We start from the raw sequence: 19,496 nt of genomic DNA, 5'->3' as shown, positions 1-19,496 counted from the left end.
ACCCGCGACCAGTCCTCGGAAGTCCGAGAAGCTGTGTCGCGGGTCATCGTCCTACTGTGCAGGAACGTCAGGGTCGACGCTCGTCAGCACCGCCTTCGGGTTCGACCAGGTCGCGCCCGCCACCGACGGCGGCACCCGACTCGAGCTCGGCGTGGGAGGCGCCCTCGAGCGCGTCGTGCTCCCCGTGCGAGTGGGCAGCCGCGAGCTCGGCGGGCGTCACCGGCTCGACACGGTCCTCGTAGAAGAACCGCGAGAGGCGCTGCATGCGCTTGTCGCTCTTGTAGCCCTTGCGTCGCACACCGCGCGAGTCGGTGGCCGGCTCGATCTCGAGCGGGGCGTGCGCCGGGTAGTTGACGCGCAGCCAGCGCTCCTGCTCGTCCAGCGGGCGGTGGACCTCGATGTACTCGCCGTGCGCGAACCGGACGATGCGTCCGGTCTCGTGCCCGTGGAGCACGAGCTCGCGGTCCTTGCGCTGCAGACCCAGGCAGATGCGCTTCGTGATCCAGTACGCGAACCACGGGCCGACGAAGAACAGGATGCGGAACACCCAGGTGATCGTGTTGATCGACATGTGGAAGTGCGTCGCGATGAGGTCGTTCGACCCGGCGAGAGCCAGGATGATGAACGCCGTGAGGAACGCGACGCCCAGCCCGGTGCGGACGGGGACGTTGCGCGGACGGTCGAGGACGTGGTGCTCGCGCTTGTCCTTCGTCACTGCCGCCTCGAGGAACGGGTAGACGAACAGGAACGTGAACAGCAGGCCCGGGACCACCACGGCAGGGATGAGGACGTTGAGGGGGACCGTGAAGTCACCCCACGTGACGAACTCCGCCCCGCCGGGCATCAGGCGCAGCGATCCCTCGAGGAACAGCATGTACCAGTCCGGTTGGGCACCCGCCGAGACGGGTGACGGGTCGAACGGGCCGTAGTTCCAGACGTTGTTGATCGCCATCGTGCCGCCCATGAGGGCGAGGACGCCGAACACCACGAAGAAGAAGCCGCCGGCCTTGGCCACGTACACCGGGAACAGCGGGAAGCCGACCACGTTCTTGTCGGTGCGGCCACCGCCCGGGTACTGCGTGTGCTTGTGCAGCACGATGAAGAAGAGGTGCAGCGCGACGAGCGCCAGGATCAGGCCGGGCACGAGCAGGATGTGCACCGTGAACAGCCTCGGGATGATGTGCTCGCCAGGGAACTCGCCGCCGAAGATGAAGTACGACAGGTACGAGCCGATGAGCGGGATCGCCTTGACGACGCCGTCGGTGATGCGCAGGCCGTTCCCCGACAGGACGTCGTCAGGCAGCGAGTAGCCGGAGAACCCGGCGGCGAGCCCCATGATCATGAGGAGCATGCCGACGATCCAGTTGACCTCGCGCGGCTTGCGGAAGGCCCCGGTGAAGAAGACGCGCATCATGTGCGTGACGATCGCGGCCATGAAGACGAGCGCTGCCCAGTGGTGGATCTGCCGCATGAGCAGACCGCCGCGGACCTCGAACGACATGTGCAGCGTCGACGCGAACGCGTCGGACATGAGCACGCCGTCCATGGACGCGGGCTCACCGTGGTACGTCACGAGCGACATGCTCGGCACGAAGAACATCGTCAGGAAGATGCCCGTGATGATGAGCACGATGAACGAGTACAGCGCGATCTCGCCCAGGAGGAACGACCAGTGGTCGGGGAAGACCTTGCGCGCGAACTCCTTGACGGCCGAGCCGATGCTCGTGCGCTGGTCGAGGTAGTCGGCGGCCTTGCCCGCAGGGGTGGTCGGCGCGGCTGCCTTCGGTGCGGCCGCCTTCGAGGAGGCGGCTCCGGTGCTGGTGGTCACTTCAGACGCTCCCAGAAGCTCGGGCCGATGGGCTCGTGGAAGTCGCTCTGAGCGACCAGGTAGCCCTCGTCATCAACGGAGATCGGCAGCTGCGGCAGGGGCCTCTTCGCGGGGCCGAAGACCACCTTCGCGCCGTCGGCCACGTCGAACGTCGACTGGTGGCACGGGCACAGCAGGTGGTGCGTCTGCTGCTCGTAGAGCGCTACGGGGCAGCCGACGTGCGTGCAGATCTTGGAGAACGCGACGATGCCGTCGTACGACCAGGTCTCGCCCTCGGGCGACTGGTCGGCGTGGAGGTCGCGCGGGTCGAGACGGACCAGGAGGACGACGGCCTTGGCCTTCTCCGTGATCCACTCGTGGGACTGCATCTCCTCCTGGGAGGCCTCGGGGATGATGTGCACGACCGAACCGATCGTCACGTCCGCCGCCTTGATGGGGCGACCGGACGGGTCGATCGCGAGCCGCGTCCCGGGCTTCCACATCGTGTGCTTGAACTTGGAGACGTTCCAGTCGCCGCCGACGCTGCTCACGAGCGGGACGGCGATGGTCAGCGGGAAGAGAGCGAGGGCGGAGATCACGGCGCCCTTGAGGACCCCGCGACGGGCGATCCCCGAGTCCTTCACGCCGGCCTCGAGCTCCGCGATCGCGCCGGCACGGGTCTCGTCGTCGCTCGCGATCGCGTGGCGCTCGTCGACCTTCTCGTGGTCGGACATCAGGGTCTTGGCCCAGTGCACGGCGCCGAGGCCGATGCCGAGCAGCGCGAACGCGATCGCCACGCCGAGCGAGAGGGTCGAGAGACGGACCCCGGCCGTGGTGCCGTCCGGCGGCAGCGCGAAGTAGACGACCATCGAGGCGATGGTGCCGATCACGGAGATGCCGAACAGGGTCGCGGTCTGGCGCTCGGCGCGCTTCGCGGCCCGCGGGTCGCGGTCGGCCTGACGGCTCTTGTGCTCCGGCAGCCCCGGGTCCGGGAACCTCTCGAGGGTGCCGTGCTCCTCGCGGTGCCCGACCTCGCGGTGCGAGGACTCGGGCGAGCGCGGGTTCTGGTAGTCGCTCACGAGGACTTGGCTCCGATCCACACTGCGGCCCCGATGAGGAGGCCCATACCGACGATCCACGCCCACAGGCCCTCGCTGACGGGGCCGAGGGAGCCGAGGCTGAGGCCGCCGGCCGAGCCCTCGCGCTGGTCGACGAGGAACGCGATGACGTCCCGCTTCTCCTCGGGGGTCACGGTCGCGTCGTTGAACACGGGCATGGACTGCGGGCCGGTGAGCATCGCCTGGTAGATGTTGCGCTCAGAGGTGTCCCACAGCGGCGGCGCGAACTTGCCCTCGGACAGGGCGCCACCGGCGCCGACCGCGTTGTGGCACATGGCGCAGTTGGTGCGGAAGATCGCGGCGCCGTTGGCGACGTTGCCGAGCTCGGCGTCGACCTGCTCGTCCGTCGGGATCGCGGGACCCGCACCGAGCGACGCGACGTAGGCGGCGAGCTGCGCCGTCTGCTCCTCGTCGAACTGGCGGGGCTTCTCGAGCGCCTGCGGGCCGTCCATCTGCATGGGCATGCGGCCGGTGGACACCTGGAAGTCGACCGACGCCGCGCCCACGCCGACGAGCGACGGGGCGGAGTCCGTGCCCTCGGCGTTCGGGCCGTGGCACGTGGCGCAGTTGGCCTGGAACAGCTTCTGGCCGGTCTCGATGTCCTCGGTGCTGGCGGTCTCGGCGTTCGCCGGGGTCGGTGCAAGGGTGGCGTAGACGCCACCGGTGACCAGCAGCGCCAGCAGCAGCAGCACGACCGGCGCGAAGCGGTGGTGTCTGCGGGCAGCGAGTGCCTTCACGAAATGATCCTCGTCTCGCAGGTGGGGGAGCAGGGGGCGGGAGATGCTGAGGGAGAGGGCCGGGGCGGCCCCGACCCCGTCAGCGCAGGATGTAGATCACGAAGAACAGCGCGATCCACACGACGTCGACGAAGTGCCAGTAGTAGGACGTCACGATGCCCGTCGTGGCCTCGTGGTGCCCGAAGTTCTTGGCCGAGAACGAGCGGCCCAGAAGGAAGAGGAAGGCGAGGAGTCCGCCGACCACGTGCAGGCCGTGGAAGCCCGTGGTGAGGTAGAAGACCGAGCCGTACGGCGTGGAGGAGATCGAGACACCGTGCTCCACGAGCTCCGCGTACTCGAACACCTGGCCGCCGATGAAGAAGGCGCCCATGAGGAACGTCAGCGTGATCCACTCGTTCATGCCCCAGCGGTTGACCTGCCAGATCGAGCCGGTGCGCACGGGCTGGAACCGCTCCGCAGCCCACACGCCCATCTGGCACGTCACCGACGACAGCACCAGGACGGTCGTGTTGATCGCCGCGAAGGTGAGGTTCAGATTGTCCGCCTGGGCGGACCACTCCTCGGCGGGCATCACCGAGCGGACGGTGAAGTACATGGCGAAGAGGCCGGCGAAGAACATGAGCTCGCTGGCCAGCCACACGATCGTCCCGACCGAGACGGGGTTCGGTCGGTTGACGCTCACGTGCTGATGGGCGTGGGGGGCAGCCGTTGCGGTCGACACACCAGCCATTATGGCCGACGTCAGGGTGGTTCGCGGCACCGGGCGTGCCACCCCGAGGCGGTGAATCTCACAAAGTCTCCAGATCTTCCCACGCGGACCTGCACTTGGTGACGGATCATCGTCAAGTGCCATGAAATCGCAGCGCCCGGTCGATTGGCCCGTCGGGCAGAGGACTCCTCGGGGAGGACCCTCCGGGGGTGCTGCGAGCCCGCCGGACGTGCCAAGATGCCAGCGTGAGCCGGGCTCCATCGCCCGCCTGCTCCGACCGCCGAGGACGAAGGTGACGGTGACGACGATGACGACGACCGTGACGACCACGCACGGGGACGCCGCGGCGCCCCAGGCGCGTGCGCCGCGCATCCTGCTGTACAGCGACGACGTGAGCGTGCGCGAGCAGGTGCGCCTCGCCGTCGGGCGGCGGCTCCGGGCCGGGAGCCCCGACATCGCGTGGCACGAGGTCGCCACCGCGACCGCGGTCGTCGGCGCGGCCGACGCCGGGGGGTGGGACCTGATCGTCCTCGACGGGGAGGCCGACAAGGCCGGCGGGATGGGGCTGTGCCGCCAGCTGAAGAACGAGATCTACCGCTGCCCACCGGTCCTGGTCCTCACCGGCAGGCCGCAGGACGGTTGGCTAGCATCGTGGTCGCTCGCCGATGACGCGGTGCCGCGCCCGTTCGACGCGGTGGAGCTCCAGCGCGCCGTCGCCGACCTGCTGGGTGCCGCCGGCACCCCGTGACCGACCAGCCGAAGGGCAGGACCTCGTGACCGCCACCTCCCATCCCGCCAGCACGACACCGGGTCCGACGGGAGCGACGCGGTCCTGGCCCGGACTGCTCGCCGAGCTGGTCGCGGGACGGGACCTGGCGGTCGACGACGCGTCGTGGGCGATGGACCAGGTGATGTCCGGAGAGGTGTCCCCGGTGCGCCTCGCGAGCTTCCTCGTGGCGCTGCGGGCCAAGGGCGAGACGGTCGCCGAGCTGACCGGGCTCGCCGACGCGATGCTCGAGCACGCCAGCAGGTTCACCGTCGAGGGACCCTCGGTGGACATCGTCGGCACGGGCGGGGACCAGGCGCACACCGTCAACGTGTCGACGATGGCCTCCCTCGTCGTGGCCGGCGCCGGACCGCGCGTGGTCAAGCACGGCAACCGGGCCGCGACGTCCTCGTCGGGTGCGGCGGACGTGCTCGAGGCCCTCGGGATCCGGCTCGACCACGGTCCGGAGCGCGTCGCGCAGATCGCGGACGAGGCCGGCATCACGTTCTGCTTCGCGATGGTCTTCCACCCCTCCATGCGTCACGCCGGTGTCGCCCGCAAGGAGCTGGGCATCCCCACGGCGTTCAACGTGCTCGGCCCGTTGACCAACCCCGCGCAGCCGCCCGCCGCGGCGATCGGCGTCGCCGACCGGCGCATGGCGCCGCTCATCGCCGGCGTGCTCGCGGCACGCGGGACGTCGGCGCTCGTCTTCCGGGGCGACGACGGCCTGGACGAGCTCGCCGCGACCGGGACGGCGACGGTCTGGGAGGTGCGTGACGGCGTCGTCGTCGAGCACCGGCTCGACCCGGCCGGCGACCTCGGTCTCGCGCCGATCACCGTCGCCGACCTGCGAGGCGGGGACGCCGCGCACAACGCGAAGGTCGCGCGCCGGTTCCTGGACGGTGAGCCCGGTCCCGTGCGCGAGACGGTGCTCCTCAACGCGGCGGCAGCGCTCGTCGCGGACGCGACCCTCCCGGGTACGACGGAGGGGTCGCTCGTGGAGAGGCTGCGGGCGGCCTACGACCTCGCCGCCGCGAGCGTCGACTCGGGCGCTGCCCGCGGGGTGCTCGCGCGCTGGGCCGAGGCGGCCGCCCGGGACTGACCGTCAGTCGTCGAGCCCCAGGGCGAAGGCCTGCTCGAGGTCGACGTTCGAGTACGCGCGGAACGCGATGAAGGTCTCGGTGCGGACGACGCCCGCGACCTTGCTGATGCGGTCGGCGATCACGTCCGCGAGCTGGTCGTGCTCGTGCACGCGGACCATCGCGACGAGGTCCGCCTTGCCGGTGACCGAGTAGACCTCGCTGACGCCCTTGAGGTCGGCGACCTCCGAGGCGACCTCCGGGATGCGCGCGGGGTCGGTGTCGATCAGGACGATGGCGGTGAGCATGGTTCCTCCGGGGACGGGTCGTCGTCGTGCGCCCACTCTACGGCCGGGCCTGCGGCGTCTGCGGGCACGCCGTGCCGGGCCACCTCGCGGGCCGTGACCGCCGGGTCGGCGTGGGACCTTGCGGAACGGACCGGGGAGGCCCATGTGCCTGCCACGTCGACGAGGCGCACCCCGGGCTGCTCGAGCCACGAGAGCACGATCTCGGCCTCGTGCGGGTGGCACGCCGGGGCGGGCGGCACGGGCGCCGCGACGGTCTCCGCCGTCGCGACGAGCGCCCGCACGAGCGGCCACGGGTCCTCGCCCGGAGGGCTCACGCCCGTCGCGGCGAGGCGCGCGTGCCGGACGACGACGACCTCCCACCCCCCGGCGTCCGTCTCGCGTGCGGCGACGAGCTCCTCGCACGCGGACAGCGGGGCGAGCCGTTGCGCCCTCCCCGCGCCGACGAGGAACGCCCGGAGCCGGTGCGTGACCTCTCCCGCCTGCTCGTACCGCTCGTCGTGGGCGAGCGCCGCGATGCGCCGGCCGAGCTCGGCGACGACCCGCGACGGGTCCCCTTCGAGCGCCCCCCGGACGGCCTCGACGACCGCGGCGTAGCCCGCGTCCGGCGTCGTCGCGGTGCAGGGCGCCGAGCAGCGACCCATCTCGGCGAGCACGCACGCGCTCGCGCCGGTGCTCGCGACGACGGGCAGTCGCCGCGTGCACTGGCGGATCCGGAACGCGTCGTGGAGCGCGTCGACCGCGGTCTGCGCCTGCTTGCCCGACGAGAAGGGGCCGATGTGCGCGGCGGGCGCCCGCACGTCGCGCACGACCGACAGTCTCGGGTAGGCCTCGTGGGTCAGCCGCACCCACGCCATGCGCTCGGGGTGGCGCGAGCGCCGGTTGTACCGCGGCGAGTGCTCGGCGATGAGGCGCAGCTCGCGCACCTGGGCCTCGAGCGGCGTCGCGCACACGACCGGGGTCACGGCGTGCGCGATGCGGACCATCTCGGTGATGCGCCCGCGCTTCTCGGACCGGGTGAAGTACGAGCGCACGCGGCGGCGGATGGAGGTCGACGTCCCGACGTACAGCACCTCGTCGCCCGGTCCGCGGAAGAGGTACACGCCGGGCGCGTCCGGCAGACCGTCCGCGAGGTGGCGCTTGCGCCGGACGTCCTGCGGCACGGGGTCGGTCGCGGTGGCGAGGTCCTCGAGGTGCGTCACGCCGAGCGGACCCAGACGGCCGAGCAGGGCGTGCAGCACGTCGACCGTCGCGCGCGCGTCGGCGAGCGCGCGGTGCTCGGGCGTGACGGTCGCGCGGAAGAGCGCCGCGAGGGTCGAGAGCTTGTGGTTCGGCGCCTCGTCCCGCGTGACGACGCGTCGCGCGAGCGGCACGGTGTCCAGCACCTGGTTGCCCGGCCACTCGTACCCGGCCGCGGCGCACGCCGCCTTGAGGAACGACACGTCGAACGGCGCGTTGTGGGCCACGAGGACCGCGTCGCGCGCGAACTCGAGGAAGCTCGGCAGGACCGCCTCGATCCGCGGCGCGGTGGCCACCATCGCCGACGTGATCCCCGTCAGCCGCGCCACGAAGGCCGGGACCGGCCGTCCCGGGTCGACGAGCGTCTGGAACTCGCCCAGCACCTCGCCGCCGCGGACCTTGACGGCCCCGATCTCCGTGATCCCCTCGGCGGCGGGCGACCCGCCCGTCGTCTCGAGGTCGACGACGACGAACGTCACGTCGCTCAGCGGCGTCCCCAGGTCCTCGAACGACGCCTGGACCGCCGCGCCGGCCGTCGCCGTCGCCGCTGACACCACCGACCCGGTCCGGGGAGGCGACAGCAACGGGCTCGGCGACATGGCGGGAAGGCTAGCGAGGCCCTCCGACAACGACGCCGCAGGCGGCGACGGCCCTCCCGGATCGTGCCGGGAGGGCCGTCGTCAGAGGTCGGTCCCCGTCAGCGCACGGGTGCCGCGCCGTCGGCGTAGAGCGCGTCGACGTCCGCGGCGAAGGCCTTGAGCACCTCGGACCGCTTCACCTTGAGCGACGGCGTGAGGTACCCGTTCTCGACCGTGAAGTCGGTGGTCAGGACGGTGAACTTGCGGATGGACTCCGCCCGGGAGACGGCCTGGTTCGCGCGCGTCACGGCGGCGTCGAGCGCTGCCAGGACGTCCGCGTCCTTCGCCGCCTCCTCGACGGTCAGCTCGCCCTTGCCGTGCATGGCGGCCCAGCCGGGCAGGCCCTCCGGGTCGAGCGTGACGAGCGCCCCGATGAACGGCTTCTGGTCGCCGACCACGACGCACTGCGACACGAGCGCGTGGGCCCGGATCCGGTCCTCGAGCATCGCGGGCGCCACGTTCTTGCCGCCCGCGGTGACGATGATCTCCTTCTTGCGGCCGGTGATCCGCAGGAAGCCGTCGTCGTCGAGCGAGCCGAGGTCGCCGGTGCGGAACCAGCCGTCGACGAACGACTCCTGCGTCGCCTGCTCGTTGCCGTGGTAGCCGCGGAACACGTGGTGGCCCTTGAGCAGGATCTCGCCGTCCTCGGCGATGCGCGCGGCGCACCCGGGGAGCTGGGTGCCGACCGTCCCGATCCGGGTCGCCGACGGACGGTTGACCGCGGTGGGCGCCGTCGTCTCCGTGAGGCCGTAGCCCTCGAGGATGCGGATCCCGATGCCGCGGTAGAAGTGCCCGAGCCGCTCCCCGAGCGGCGCGCCGCCGGAGACGGCGTACTTCGCCTGTCCGCCGAGCGCGTGGCGCAGCTTCTTGAACACGAGGGCGTCGGCGACCTTGTGCTGGACCTTCAGCCCGATCCCCGGCCCCTTCGGGTCGTCGAGCGCGCGCGAGTACGCGATCGCCGTGGCCGCGGCCCAGTGGAAGATCTTCAGCTTGCCGCCCGCGGCCGCCTTCTGCTCCGAGGAGTTGTAGACCTTCTCGAAGACGCGCGGCACCGAGAGGATGTAGGTCGGCTTGAACGTGCCGAGGTCGGCGAGCAGCGTCTTCGTGTCCGGGGTGTGGCCGAGCACCGTCCCGCCCGCCACGACCAGCACGCCGATGAAGCGCGCGAACACGTGCGCGAGCGGCATGAACAGCAGGGTGCGCGCGCCGGGCTGCTTGAAGACCTCGGGCACGGCCTCGACCGCGTTGACCGTGAGCGAGTAGAAGTTCTCGTGCGTCAGCTCCGCGCCCTTGGGGCGGCCCGTCGTCCCGGACGTGTAGATGATGGTGGCGACGTCGGCGAGGTCGGCGAGGCCACGCCGTCGCACGATCTCCGCGTCGTCGACGCCGGCGCCCTCCGCGACGAGGGTCGCGATCGCCCCGCTGTCGATCGCGAGGACGTCGGTGAGCGACGGGGTGCTCTGCCGGACCTCCTCGACGGTCGCGGCGTGGGCCTCGGTCTCCACGACGAGGAGCCGCACGTCGGCGTCGGACAGGATCCACTGCACCTGCTCCGCGCTCGACGTCTCGTACAACGGCACGGGGACGGCGCCCGCGGCCCACGACGCCCAGTCGAGGAGCGTCCACTCGTACCGCGTCCGCGACATGATGCCGACGTGGTCGCCGGGCTGGACGCCGCGCGCCACGAACCCCTTCGCGACGGCGACGACCTCGGCGTCGAACTCCCGCGCGCTGAGCGCCTCCCACGCCCCGCCCGGCCCCGTCGGGCGCTCCACCATGGGTGCGGACGGGTCGGCCGCGACGCGGCTCGCGAGAAGGTCGTTGAGGTTCTTCGACGGATCGACTTCGACGATCCGTGGGGCGCTGATCTCGTCCATGCTGGCTCCAGTGGCAGTAGTCGACGGTGGGAGAACCCTACCCAGTGGCGGTGCGTGCCGGGGACCATCGGATGTCGGTAGGCTTCAGTCGCTGTGCGCTGCTTGCGCAACGTTTCGCGCGTGCGTGGAGTTCCGGCCCGACGCGCCCTCGCGTGCCCGGCCGCGGGCGCCCGGCATCGGCTCGGTCAGCGACATCTAGCGGGTAAGGACGGGACATGCACGCCATCGGTGTGGACATCGGCGGGACGAAGATCGCGGCCGGCGTCGTCGACGAGACGGGTGAGATCCTCGCCCAGACGCGTCGCGACACCGAGCCCGACGACGTCGCGAGCATCGATCGCGCGATCGCCGAGGTGTACGCCGAGCTGTCCGCCGACCACGAGGTCGGTGCGGTCGGGCTCGCCGCCGCCGGGTTCGTCAGCCCCGACCGCACCTCGGTGCTCTTCGCGCCCAACATCGCCTGGCGCGAGTACCCCCTGGCGCGCAACGTGCGCGACCTGATCGGGGCCGACGACGTGCGCATCGTCGTCGAGAACGACGCGAACGCCGCCGGCTGGGCCGAGTTCCAGTTCGGGGTGGCGCGCGACGCGAGCGACATGCTCATGCTGACCGTCGGCACGGGGCTGGGCGGCGCGATCGTCGTCGACCGTCAGCTCGTGCGCGGCAAGTGGGGCGTCGCCGCCGAGGTGGGCCACATGCGCGTCGTCCCCGGTGGGCACTACTGCGGGTGCGGGCACGAGGGCTGCTGGGAGCAGTACGCCTCCGGCACGGCGCTCGTGCGCGACGGCCAGGGCGCGCTCATCGCGCAGCCCGACCGCGCGCGCCGCCTCCTCGAGCTGTGCGGCGGCGACGCCGACAAGCTCACGGGCCCCCAGATCACGCAGGCCGCGCAGGAGGGCGACGACCTCGCCGTCGAGCTCCTCGCGAACCTGGGCCGCTGGATCGGCGAGGGCGCGGCGTCCGTGACCGCGCTGCTCGACCCGGAGCTCATCGTCATCGGCGGCGGCGTCGGCGCCGCGGGGGACCTGCTCCTGCAGCCGGTCCGCCGCGCGTTCGCCGACCAGCTCTCCGCGCGCGGTCACCGGCCCGAGGCGAAGATCGAGCTCGCCGAGCACGGCAACGAGGCCGGCATCGTCGGCGCGGCCGATCTCGCGCGCCGCTGACGCGTCCGCAGGCGGGGTGGTCCGGCGACCGCCCCGCCCGCGGCGAGGTCACACGACGGCGCCCGGCCCCGCGTCGTCGTCGTCGCGCCGGTGCGGCATGCGCCACAGGAGCACGGCGAGGGCCGCGAGGAACGCGAGCCCGCCGACCTGCGCCACGACGACCGGAAACGGCCGCGCGACCGCGAGCAGCACGAGCAGGACCAGGGGCACGCCGACGACGAGCGACCACGCCATCGTCAGCAGCGGGTCGCGACCGAGCACGAGCGGCGGGTCCGGGGGCACGAAGTGGCTCTCGGCCTCCTCGAGCGCCTCCACCTCGGGCGTCGCGGGCCAGTCACGCGGCCCCCGGGGCTGGACCCAGGGGGCGACCGGCACGGACCCGATCACGTCGCGCCCGCGCGCCGCCCCACCGGTGCCCGACGCCGTCCCGCGGCCGGGTGCCCCGCCGTCGCCCGGGGCGGGGCGCACGGAGCCGGGGTCGAGGTCGGTCAGGTCGCCGAGCTCGGCGACGATGCCCGCCCAGCGCGCGTCGACGTCGAGCTTCTCGTCGGGGTTCTCGTCGCGGTTCTCGTCGGGGTCGACGTCCCCGGGGCCGTTCTCGTCTCGACCGGGCTCGACGTCGTCGGGCTCGGTATCGTCCGGCTGGGCATTCGGTGCGGCCATGACTATCACTCTAGAGTCGGATGCACGTCCCGCGCCGGGACCCCGCGAGGAGGAACGTTGTTCTACTGGTTCATGAAGCAGGTGATGGTCGGGCCGCTGCTGCGGGTGCTCTACCGTCCCTGGACGCGGGGCGTGGAGAACGTGCCGGACTCCGGCGGCGCGATCCTCGCGAGCAACCACCTCGCCGTCATCGACTCGTTCATCCTCCCGCTGGTCCTGGGTCGCAAGGTGCAGTTCCTCGGGAAGTCCGACTACTTCACCGGGACCGGGGTCAAGGGCCGGCTGACGGCGGGCTTCATGCGCGGCGTCGGCACCATCCCGGTCGACCGCGCCGGGGGCAAGGCGAGCGAGGCCGCGCTGAACACCGGCCTGCGCGTCCTGCGCGACGGCGACCTCTTCGGCATCTACCCGGAGGGCACGCGCAGCCCGGACGGCAGGCTGTACCGCGGCAAGACCGGTGTCGCGCGCCTCGCGCTCGAGTCCGGTGCGCCCGTGATACCCGTCGCGATGATCGGGACGAACATCGCCCAGCCCATCGGCAAGGTCATCCCGAAGCCCATGCGCATCGGCATCGTGGTCGGCGAGCCGCTCGACTTCTCGCGCTACCGCGGCATGGAGAACGACCGCTTCATCCTGCGCTCCGTGGCCGACGAGATCATGTACGCCATCATGCGGCTCTCGGGTCAGGAGTACGTCGACATCTACGCCGCGACCGCCAAGGCCCGGATCGCGGCCGGTCACCAGGAGGTCGAGCACGGCGGCGGCGCCCCCGGCGGGCGTCCGGTCCCCGACGTCCAGGTGCCGGAACCGCCGTCGGAGCCCGGTCCCGCGTCAGTAGACTGAGCCGGGCAGACCGGACCGCGAGCACCGCGGTCCGTCGCCGGCCCTCAGGGCGCCCACCTCCGCCGTCGCCCGCGCACGCCCGACGGGCGGCAGGGCCGGGCGCCAGCAGATCCCGTCCCACGGATCCCGTCCCACGAGAGGTTCTGAGTTCACATGTCGGTTCGTCGCGTCGCCCTCCTCACCGCGGGCGGCTTCGCCCCGTGCCTGTCCTCCGCCGTCGGCGGGCTCATCGAGCGGTACACCGAGCTGGACCCGGAGATCGAGATCATCGCGTACCAGTACGGCTACCACGGCCTGCTCACGGGCACGAAGATCGTCGTGGACGACGAGGGCCGCAAGCAGGCCGGCCTCCTGCACCGCTTCGGCGGCTCGCCGATCGGCAACTCGCGGGTCAAGCTGACGAACGCGAAGGACTGCGTCAAGCGCGGTCTCGTCCAGGAGGGCCAGGACCCGCTGCAGGTCGCGGCCGAGCAGCTCAAGACGGACGGCGTGGACGTGCTCCACACCATCGGCGGCGACGACACCAACACGACCGCCGCCGACCTCGCGGCCTACCTGCACGACAACGGGTACGAGCTCACCGTCGTGGGCCTGCCCAAGACCATCGACAACGACGTGATCCCGATCCGTCAGTCGCTCGGAGCGTGGACCGCCGCCGAGGAGGCCGCGGGCTTCGCCGCGAACGTCATCGGGGAGCACCGCTCGGGCCCACGCATGCTCATCGTGCACGAGGTCATGGGCCGCCACTGCGGGTGGCTCACCGCGGCGTCGGCGGCCGAGTACCGCAAGTGGCTCGACGCCCAGGAGTGGGCCCCGGCCCTCGGGCTGACGCGCGAGCGCTGGGACGTGCACGCGGTGTTCCTGCCCGAGCTCGCCCTCGACCTGGAGGCAGAGGCGGCGAGGCTCCGCACGATCATGGACTCCCAGGGCAACGTCAACATCTTCCTCTCCGAGGGCGCGGGCATGCACGAGATCGTCGCGCAGCTCGAGGCGGCGGGCGAGACCGTCGAGCGCGACCCGTTCGGCCACGTCAAGCTCGACACCGTCAACCCGGGCCAGTGGTTCGCGAAGCAGTTCGCCGAGAAGCTGGGCGCCGAGAAGGTCATGGTCCAGAAGTCCGGCTACTTCTCGCGCGCCGCGGCCGCGAACGCCGAGGACCTGCGTCTCATCAAGTCGATGACCGACCTCGCGGTCGAGTGCGCGCTGCGCGGCGAGTCCGGCGTCATCGGCCACGACGAGGAGCAGGGCGACCGCCTGCGCGCGATCGAGTTCCCGCGCATCGCGGGCGGCAAGGCGTTCGACGTCACGCAGGCGTGGTTCGGCGAGCTCCTCGACGGCATCGGGCAGCCGCTCGTCGCGGCCGCCCCGGCCGCGCACTGACGCCGGCGGCACGGCGATGACCACCACGAGCGAGCCGGAGGTCGGCACCGACCTCGACCACTTCCGTTCTCTCGTCGCGCTCCAGCAGCCGACGTGGCCGGACGAGGCGGCTCTCGCCGACGTGCGCGAGCGCCTGTCGGCCTCCGCGCCGCTCGTGGTGCCCGCCGCCGCGGACACCCTGCGCTCCCGGCTCGCCGCGGCGGGCCGGGGCGAGGCGTTCCTCCTGCAGGGCGGCGACTGCGCCGAGACGTTCGCCGAGGCGAACGCCGACCGCATCCGCAACAAGATCCGGACCATCCTCCAGATGGCCGTCATCCTCACGCACGGCGCGAGCACGCCCGTCGTGAAGATGGGGCGCATGGCCGGGCAGTACGCCAAGCCGCGCAGCTCCGACGACGAGACGCGCGACGGCGTCACGCTGCCCGCCTACCGCGGCGACATGATCAACGGCCACGCGTTCACCGCCGCCTCGCGCGTCCCCGACCCCGAGCGTCTCGTCGAGGCGTACCAGATCTCGAGCGCGACGTGGAACGTCGTGCGGGCCTTCACCACCGGCGGGTTCGCCGACCTGCGCCAGGTCCACGAGTGGAACCGCGGCTTCATGCGCAACCCCGCGTACGCGCGGTACGAGCAGACCGCGTCGGAGATCGACCGCGCGATCCGCTTCATGGACGCGTGCGGTGCCGACTTCGACGCGCTGCGCACGGTCGAGTTCTTCGTCAGCCACGAGGCTCTCGTGCTCGACTACGAGCGCGCGCTCACCCGGTTCGACGCGCGCACGGGCGACGCGTACGACACGTCCGCACACTTCCTGTGGATCGGCGAGCGCACGCGCCAGCTCGACGGCGCGCACGTCGAGTTCCTCTCGCGCGTCGCCAACCCCATCGGGGTCAAGCTCGGCCCGACGACGTCGCCCGACGACGCGCTCGCGCTCGCCGAGCGCCTCAACCCGGGCCGGGTCCCCGGCCGCCTGACCTTCATCTCGCGCATGGGCGCGGGCCGGATCCGGGAGTCGTTGCCTCCGCTCGTCGAGGCGGTCGCGCGCGAGGAGGTCCCCGTCACGTGGGTGACAGACCCGATGCACGGCAACACCATCACGTCCGCGAGCGGGTACAAGACGCGTCGGTTCGACGACGTGCTCGACGAGGTGCGCGGGTTCTTCGAGGTCCACCGTGCCGCGGGGACCGTCCCGGGCGGCCTGCACGTCGAGCTCACGGGCGACGACGTCACCGAGGTGCTCGGCGGGTCGGAGGAGATCGACGACGCGGGGCTGGCCCTCCGGTACGAGACGCTCGTCGACCCGCGGCTCAACCACCAGCAGTCGCTCGAGATGGCGTTCCAGGTCGCGGAGATGCTGCGGCGCTGACGGCCTGCCGCCCGCTTCAGAAGACGTTGAGGACGATCGTCGAGCCCTTCGGGGCCGTCCTGCCGTCGCCTCCCGGCGGGTCCTGGGCGTAGACGATGTTGAGCGGGTGGATGCCCTGCGGGTAGCGGATCTCGACCTCGAAGCCGGCGTCCTTCAGGAGCTTCTCCGCGTCGGCGACGTTGCGCGTGTTGGTGTTCGGCACCTCGACGAGCGGCGGGCCGAGCGAGACGACGACCGAGACGGTGTCGGTGCGGACGGCGTCGGTGCCCTGCTCCGGTGACTGCCGCACGACGAGTCCGGCGGCCACCGACTCCGAGTACTCCTCGGTGACGTCGACGACGAGCCCGGCGTCCTCCAGGGTGCGCACCGCGGTGTCCTTCTCGGACCCGGTGACCTGTGGCACGACGACCGGCGCCGGTCCTCCCGAGACGGTGAGGACGACGGGGACGTCGTGCCGGATCGTCGAGCCCTCCTCGATCGCCGCACCGTCGGGGTCGGTGACGGCCATGACCTGACCGGCCGGGACCTCGTCGTGGTGCTGCGACACCGGCTCGCCGAGGGTCAGGTCGGCGCCCTCGACGGCCGCCGTGGCCTCGACCTGCGTCGACCCGACCAGACCGGTCGGCACGGTGAGCATCCGCACGCCCTGGGACACCACGAGCTGGACGCTGCCGTCCTTGCGCACCGCGTCGCCCGACGCCGGGTCGGTCGACACGATCGCGCCCGCGGGCGCGGTGTCGTCGTAGCGCTCGTCGACCGTCACGTCGAGGCCCGCGTCGTCGAGGACGGCGCTCGCCTCTGCTTGCGAGACGCCGGTCAGGCCGTCGGGGACGGTCGTGTACGCGCCGGGCCCGGACGTGAACCACCAGGCCGCGCCGCCGCCGCCGAGGGCGAGCACGAGGAGCACGACGAGCGTCCAGACGAGCGCGCGGGCGGCGCGCCCGCGTCTCCGGCCGCCGTCCCGGGGCGGGTGCGGCGGGCCGGGCTGCGTCGTCGGGACCATGAGGTGCCCGACGGCGAGCGGTTCGGTGAGGCCCGCGGCCTCGCGGTCGTGGAGGCTGAGCGCGGCGAGCGACGCGGTGGGGGCGGGGCCGGCGTCGTCGCCCTCGCCAGGGGCCCAGCGGGGCACCGCACCGGTCGCGGGGGCCGCCGTCGGCTGCACCCCGCCGTCGGACGCGGCGGGCGGGTCCACGCGCCGCTCCAGGTCTGCGGGGTCGAGGGCCGACCGGACGGAACGGACGAGGGCGAGCGCCGCGCCGGCGTCGGCGGGGCGGTCCGCCGGGTCGCGCGCGGCGAGCGCGCACAGGAGGTCGTCCAGCTCGGGCGGAAGCCAGGGTGCGGTGTCCGACGGCGGCGGGACGTCGTTGTTCACGTGCTGGAACGCGACCTGGATGGGCGTGGAACCGACGTAGGGGACGGAGCCGAGGACCATCTCGTAGGCGAGGATCCCGACGGCGTACACGTCGGTCCGGGCGTCGCACGCGCCGGTCGCGATGAGCTCGGGGGAGAGGTAGGCGACCGTCCCGAGGATCGTGCCCGTCGTCGTGGACGTGACCTCGTTGACGGCGCGCGCGAGGCCGAAGTCCGTCACCTTGAGACGGCCGTCCGCGTCGAGCAGGACGTTCTCGGGCTTGATGTCGCGGTGCACGAGGCCGGCGCGGTGCGCGGCGGCGAGCGCGTCCAGGACCTCGCCCAGCACGTCCAGCGCGCGGCCCAGGGTGAGGGTTCCCTCCGTGAGCATCACGCGACGCAGGTTCGTCCCCGCGACGTACTCCATCGTCAGGTAGCTCGTGTCGCCGTCGAGCCCCTGGTCGTAGACCCCGACGAGACCCGGGTGCGTGAGCCGGGCGGCGGCGCGTGCCTCCCGGCGGAAGCGCGAGACGAAGTCGGCGCCCGTCGCTCCCTCGGCGAGGTGCGGGTGCATGACCTTGAGCGCGACGTCGCGGTCGAGGCGGCGGTCCACCGCCAGGTACACCGTGGCCATGCCGCCGCGGGCGATGCGCGACACGACCTCGTAGCGCCCGTCGACCAGGCGGCCTACGAGGGGATCGGTCGTCACGGTGGCCACGGACGCAGTCTAGGCGGCGAGCGGTCTCGTTCCGGTGAGCCGGGGCGGTCGGGTCGTGGGTGTCCTGTGCAGGCGCCTAGGCTTGCCTCGTGACCGATCACGACGCGACCGCCGAACCCTCCACCGAACCCTCCACCGACCCCACTGCCGAGCTCGACGCCCTCGTGGGGGAGTGGCTCTCCATGCCCGACTTCGCCGAGGCCCTCGGGACGGACGTCGGCAGAGCGCGCAGCATCGTCCAGGAGCGACGTGTCGTCGGGATGCGGCGCGGCGAGCGCACGACGTTCCAGGTGCCCGCACGGTTCCTCGTGCCGCGGCACCTCATCGAGCCGGCGAACGCGAAGCAGCCCACCGGCGACGGCCGGCTCGGCGTGCTCGCGAGCCTGCAGGGGACGATCGTCGTCCTGACCGACGCCGGGTTCCGCGACGACGAGATCATCGGCTGGCTGTTCCGCCCCGACAAGGAGCTGGGGGAGTCGCCGATCGACGCGCTCGCCGCGGGACGCAAGTCGCACGTGCGGCGCATCGCGCAGTCGCTCGCCTGATCGCCCGCCCTCGCCCGTAGGCCCCGCCGTCAGGCCGAGCGCTCGACGGCGGCGCGCGAGAGCGCGGCGAGCATCTGGGCTCCCGGTTCGTGGAGGTCGACGGCGGCGAGCGCCGCGAACGCCTGGTCCGTGAGCTCGGCGATGAGGGTCTCGACGGAAGCCAGGGCCCCGGTGGCCACGAGGACGTCCCGCAGCAGGGCGACCGAGTCGGCGTCGAGCGCGGGGTCCCCGAGGCGGCCGAGCAGCAGGTCCCGCTGCGCGGGCGACGCCGCGGCGAGGGCGCGGACCACCAGGACTGTCCGCTTGCCCTCGCGCAGGTCGTCCCCGGCGGGCTTGCCGGTGACCTGGGCGTCGCCGAAGACGCCGAGCACGTCGTCGCGGAGCTGGAACGCCTCACCCACGGGCAGCCCGAACACGCCGGTCGCTGCGACCCGCGCGTCGTCGGCGCCCGCGAGCGCGGCCCCGAGCGCGATCGGGTGCTCGACGGAGTAGCGCGCCGACTTCGACCGGACGACGGCGCGGGCGCGCTCCTCGTCCGCAGCCGGGTCCTCGCCCCAGGGGAGGACCTGCGCGTGGACGTCCAGGTACTGGCCGACCGTCACCTCGGTCTGCATGCGCCCGAACACGCCGCGGCTGCGCGCGGCGACGTCGCCCGGGACGGTCGCCAGCGCGTCGCCCAGCTCGCGGTGGCTCCCGATGAGCGCCAGGTCCCCGAGCAGGATCGCCGTGCTCTCGCCGTACCGGTCCGCGTCCCCGTGCCATCCCGAGCGCCGGTGGAGCGCGGCGAACGCACGGTGCGCCGTCGGCCGGCCGCGGCGCGTGTCGGACGCGTCCATGACGTCGTCGTGGAAGAGCGCGGCGGCCTGGAACAGCTCGAGCGCCGCGCCGGCGCGCAGCACGACGTCGCGCCGAGGGTCCTCGGGGTCGCCCCCGTGCGCGCGCCACGACCAGTAGCAGAACGCGGCGCGGAGCCGCTTGCCGCCCGCGAGGAGCTCCTCGGTGGCCCGCACGAGCGGTGCGGCGTCGGGATGTGTCGTGGCGAGCTCGTCGGCGAGCCCGGCGCACGCGCTGCTCAGCGCCGCGTCGACGCCGGCACGCACGCCCTCGCGATCGACGAGGCTCGTCCGGGCGGCCTGCTCGTCCTCGGACGGACCGGCGTGAGGGGCAGAGGCGCTGGGGGTCCCGTTCGGCAC

The 19,496-nt window shown here is 72.6% G+C and carries 17 protein-coding genes; 7 read left to right on the top strand and 10 right to left on the bottom strand.

Going from position 1 to position 19,496, the window contains the following annotated elements:
• Nucleotides 1-67 precede the first annotated feature (67 nt).
• The 4 genes from qcrB to ctaE all read right to left on the bottom strand — a co-directional run bounded on the left by qcrB (nt 68) and on the right by ctaE (nt 4,392).
• Complete coding sequence (gene qcrB, locus AC4H2G_RS06795; RefSeq protein WP_494365009.1) at nt 68-1,828, bottom strand: cytochrome bc1 complex cytochrome b subunit; 1,761 nt, start codon at nt 1,826-1,828, stop codon at nt 68-70.
• Complete coding sequence (qcrA, locus tag AC4H2G_RS06790) at nt 1,825-2,886, bottom strand: cytochrome bc1 complex Rieske iron-sulfur subunit (protein WP_494365008.1); 1,062 nt, start codon at nt 2,884-2,886, stop codon at nt 1,825-1,827. Before qcrA ends, qcrB begins: the two co-directional genes overlap by 4 nt.
• Nucleotides 2,883-3,662, bottom strand: a complete 780-nt coding sequence (qcrC, locus tag AC4H2G_RS06785; RefSeq protein ID WP_494365007.1) for a cytochrome bc1 complex diheme cytochrome c subunit — start codon at nt 3,660-3,662, stop codon at nt 2,883-2,885. The genes qcrA and qcrC overlap by 4 nt, the downstream gene beginning before the upstream one ends.
• A gap of 79 nt (nt 3,663-3,741) precedes the next feature.
• Nucleotides 3,742-4,392 carry an aa3-type cytochrome oxidase subunit III gene (gene ctaE / locus AC4H2G_RS06780; RefSeq protein ID WP_494365006.1) on the bottom strand — a complete coding sequence of 217 codons (651 nt, stop codon included), beginning with the start codon at nt 4,390-4,392 and terminating at the stop codon, nt 3,742-3,744.
• 286 nt (nt 4,393-4,678) lie between these two features.
• Between ctaE and AC4H2G_RS06775 the strand changes: the two genes are divergently transcribed.
• Both AC4H2G_RS06775 and trpD read left to right on the top strand, forming a co-directional pair.
• Nucleotides 4,679-5,119: a hypothetical protein gene (locus AC4H2G_RS06775; RefSeq protein WP_494365005.1), complete on the top strand. Its 441-nt coding sequence runs from the start codon at nt 4,679-4,681 to the stop codon at nt 5,117-5,119.
• Between the two features lie 25 nt (nt 5,120-5,144).
• Nucleotides 5,145-6,239 carry an anthranilate phosphoribosyltransferase gene (gene trpD / locus AC4H2G_RS06770; protein ID WP_494365004.1) on the top strand — a complete coding sequence of 365 codons (1,095 nt, stop codon included), beginning with the start codon at nt 5,145-5,147 and terminating at the stop codon, nt 6,237-6,239.
• 3 nt (nt 6,240-6,242) lie between these two features.
• On the opposite strand, the gene AC4H2G_RS06765 is transcribed toward trpD, so the two are convergent.
• The 3 genes from AC4H2G_RS06765 to AC4H2G_RS06755 form a co-directional block, all read right to left on the bottom strand.
• Nucleotides 6,243-6,524 (bottom strand): Lrp/AsnC family transcriptional regulator, encoded by a 282-nt coding sequence (locus AC4H2G_RS06765; protein ID WP_494365003.1) that lies wholly within the window; start codon nt 6,522-6,524, stop codon nt 6,243-6,245.
• Entirely contained in the window at nt 6,503-8,359 is a 1,857-nt protein-coding gene (locus tag AC4H2G_RS06760; protein WP_494365002.1) for a DEDD exonuclease domain-containing protein, read from the bottom strand. Before AC4H2G_RS06760 ends, AC4H2G_RS06765 begins: the two co-directional genes overlap by 22 nt.
• Before the next feature lie 98 nt (nt 8,360-8,457).
• On the bottom strand, nt 8,458-10,275 hold the full coding sequence (locus tag AC4H2G_RS06755) for an AMP-dependent synthetase/ligase (RefSeq protein WP_494365001.1): 1,818 nt from the start codon (nt 10,273-10,275) through the stop codon (nt 8,458-8,460).
• Between the two features lie 215 nt (nt 10,276-10,490).
• On the opposite strand from AC4H2G_RS06755, the gene AC4H2G_RS06750 reads away from it, so the two are divergent.
• A complete protein-coding gene (locus tag AC4H2G_RS06750) occupies nt 10,491-11,438 on the top strand; it encodes an ROK family glucokinase (RefSeq protein WP_494365000.1) in 948 nt (315 codons plus the stop codon).
• 48 nt (nt 11,439-11,486) lie between these two features.
• Here the strand turns inward: AC4H2G_RS06750 and AC4H2G_RS06745 are convergent, their stop codons facing one another.
• A complete protein-coding gene (locus tag AC4H2G_RS06745) occupies nt 11,487-12,101 on the bottom strand; it encodes a hypothetical protein (protein WP_494364999.1) in 615 nt (204 codons plus the stop codon).
• A gap of 57 nt (nt 12,102-12,158) precedes the next feature.
• Here AC4H2G_RS06745 and AC4H2G_RS06740 point away from each other — a divergent pair, with 57 nt between their 5' ends.
• The 3 genes from AC4H2G_RS06740 to AC4H2G_RS06730 all read left to right on the top strand — a co-directional run bounded on the left by AC4H2G_RS06740 (nt 12,159) and on the right by AC4H2G_RS06730 (nt 15,690).
• The gene (locus tag AC4H2G_RS06740) at nt 12,159-12,944 is read left to right on the top strand and encodes a lysophospholipid acyltransferase family protein (protein ID WP_494364998.1); all 786 of its coding nucleotides are present in this window, start codon (nt 12,159-12,161) and stop codon (nt 12,942-12,944) included.
• Between the two features lie 153 nt (nt 12,945-13,097).
• Nucleotides 13,098-14,324, top strand: coding sequence for a pyrophosphate--fructose-6-phosphate 1-phosphotransferase (locus AC4H2G_RS06735; protein WP_494364997.1), 1,227 nt, complete (start codon nt 13,098-13,100; stop codon nt 14,322-14,324).
• 16 nt (nt 14,325-14,340) lie between these two features.
• Nucleotides 14,341-15,690, top strand: a complete 1,350-nt coding sequence (locus tag AC4H2G_RS06730) for a class II 3-deoxy-7-phosphoheptulonate synthase (RefSeq protein WP_494364996.1) — start codon at nt 14,341-14,343, stop codon at nt 15,688-15,690.
• 16 nt (nt 15,691-15,706) lie between these two features.
• Here AC4H2G_RS06730 and pknB read toward each other — a convergent pair whose 3' ends face one another.
• Entirely contained in the window at nt 15,707-17,758 is a 2,052-nt protein-coding gene (gene pknB / locus AC4H2G_RS06725; RefSeq protein ID WP_494364995.1) for a Stk1 family PASTA domain-containing Ser/Thr kinase, read from the bottom strand.
• Between the two features lie 89 nt (nt 17,759-17,847).
• Between pknB and AC4H2G_RS06720 the strand changes: the two genes are divergently transcribed.
• The gene (locus AC4H2G_RS06720) at nt 17,848-18,303 is read left to right on the top strand and encodes an Rv2175c family DNA-binding protein (RefSeq protein WP_494364994.1); all 456 of its coding nucleotides are present in this window, start codon (nt 17,848-17,850) and stop codon (nt 18,301-18,303) included.
• A gap of 29 nt (nt 18,304-18,332) precedes the next feature.
• Here AC4H2G_RS06720 and AC4H2G_RS06715 read toward each other — a convergent pair whose 3' ends face one another.
• Nucleotides 18,333-19,496: a polyprenyl synthetase family protein gene (locus tag AC4H2G_RS06715; protein WP_494364993.1), complete on the bottom strand. Its 1,164-nt coding sequence runs from the start codon at nt 19,494-19,496 to the stop codon at nt 18,333-18,335.

It is taken from the genome of Cellulosimicrobium sp. BMG9.23, from assembly GCF_059159985.1.
This window is presented reverse-complemented; position numbering and strand designations above follow the sequence as displayed.

Excerpts from the sequence above, each read along its gene's own strand:
- AC4H2G_RS06750 (WP_494365000.1), top strand. The coding sequence starts at position 10,491 with ATGCACGCCATCGGTGTGGACATCGGCGGGACGAAGATCGCGGCCGGC.
- AC4H2G_RS06735 (WP_494364997.1), top strand. The coding sequence starts at position 13,098 with ATGTCGGTTCGTCGCGTCGCCCTCCTCACCGCGGGCGGCTTCGCCCCG.
- AC4H2G_RS06755 (WP_494365001.1), bottom strand. The coding sequence starts at position 10,275 with ATGGACGAGATCAGCGCCCCACGGATCGTCGAAGTCGATCCGTCGAAG.
- AC4H2G_RS06745 (WP_494364999.1), bottom strand. The coding sequence starts at position 12,101 with ATGGCCGCACCGAATGCCCAGCCGGACGATACCGAGCCCGACGACGTC.
- AC4H2G_RS06760 (WP_494365002.1), bottom strand. The coding sequence starts at position 8,359 with ATGTCGCCGAGCCCGTTGCTGTCGCCTCCCCGGACCGGGTCGGTGGTG.
- AC4H2G_RS06775 (WP_494365005.1), top strand. The coding sequence starts at position 4,679 with ATGACGACGACCGTGACGACCACGCACGGGGACGCCGCGGCGCCCCAG.
- ctaE (WP_494365006.1), bottom strand. The coding sequence starts at position 4,392 with ATGGCTGGTGTGTCGACCGCAACGGCTGCCCCCCACGCCCATCAGCAC.
- AC4H2G_RS06730 (WP_494364996.1), top strand. The coding sequence starts at position 14,341 with ATGACCACCACGAGCGAGCCGGAGGTCGGCACCGACCTCGACCACTTC.
- AC4H2G_RS06765 (WP_494365003.1), bottom strand. The coding sequence starts at position 6,524 with ATGCTCACCGCCATCGTCCTGATCGACACCGACCCCGCGCGCATCCCG.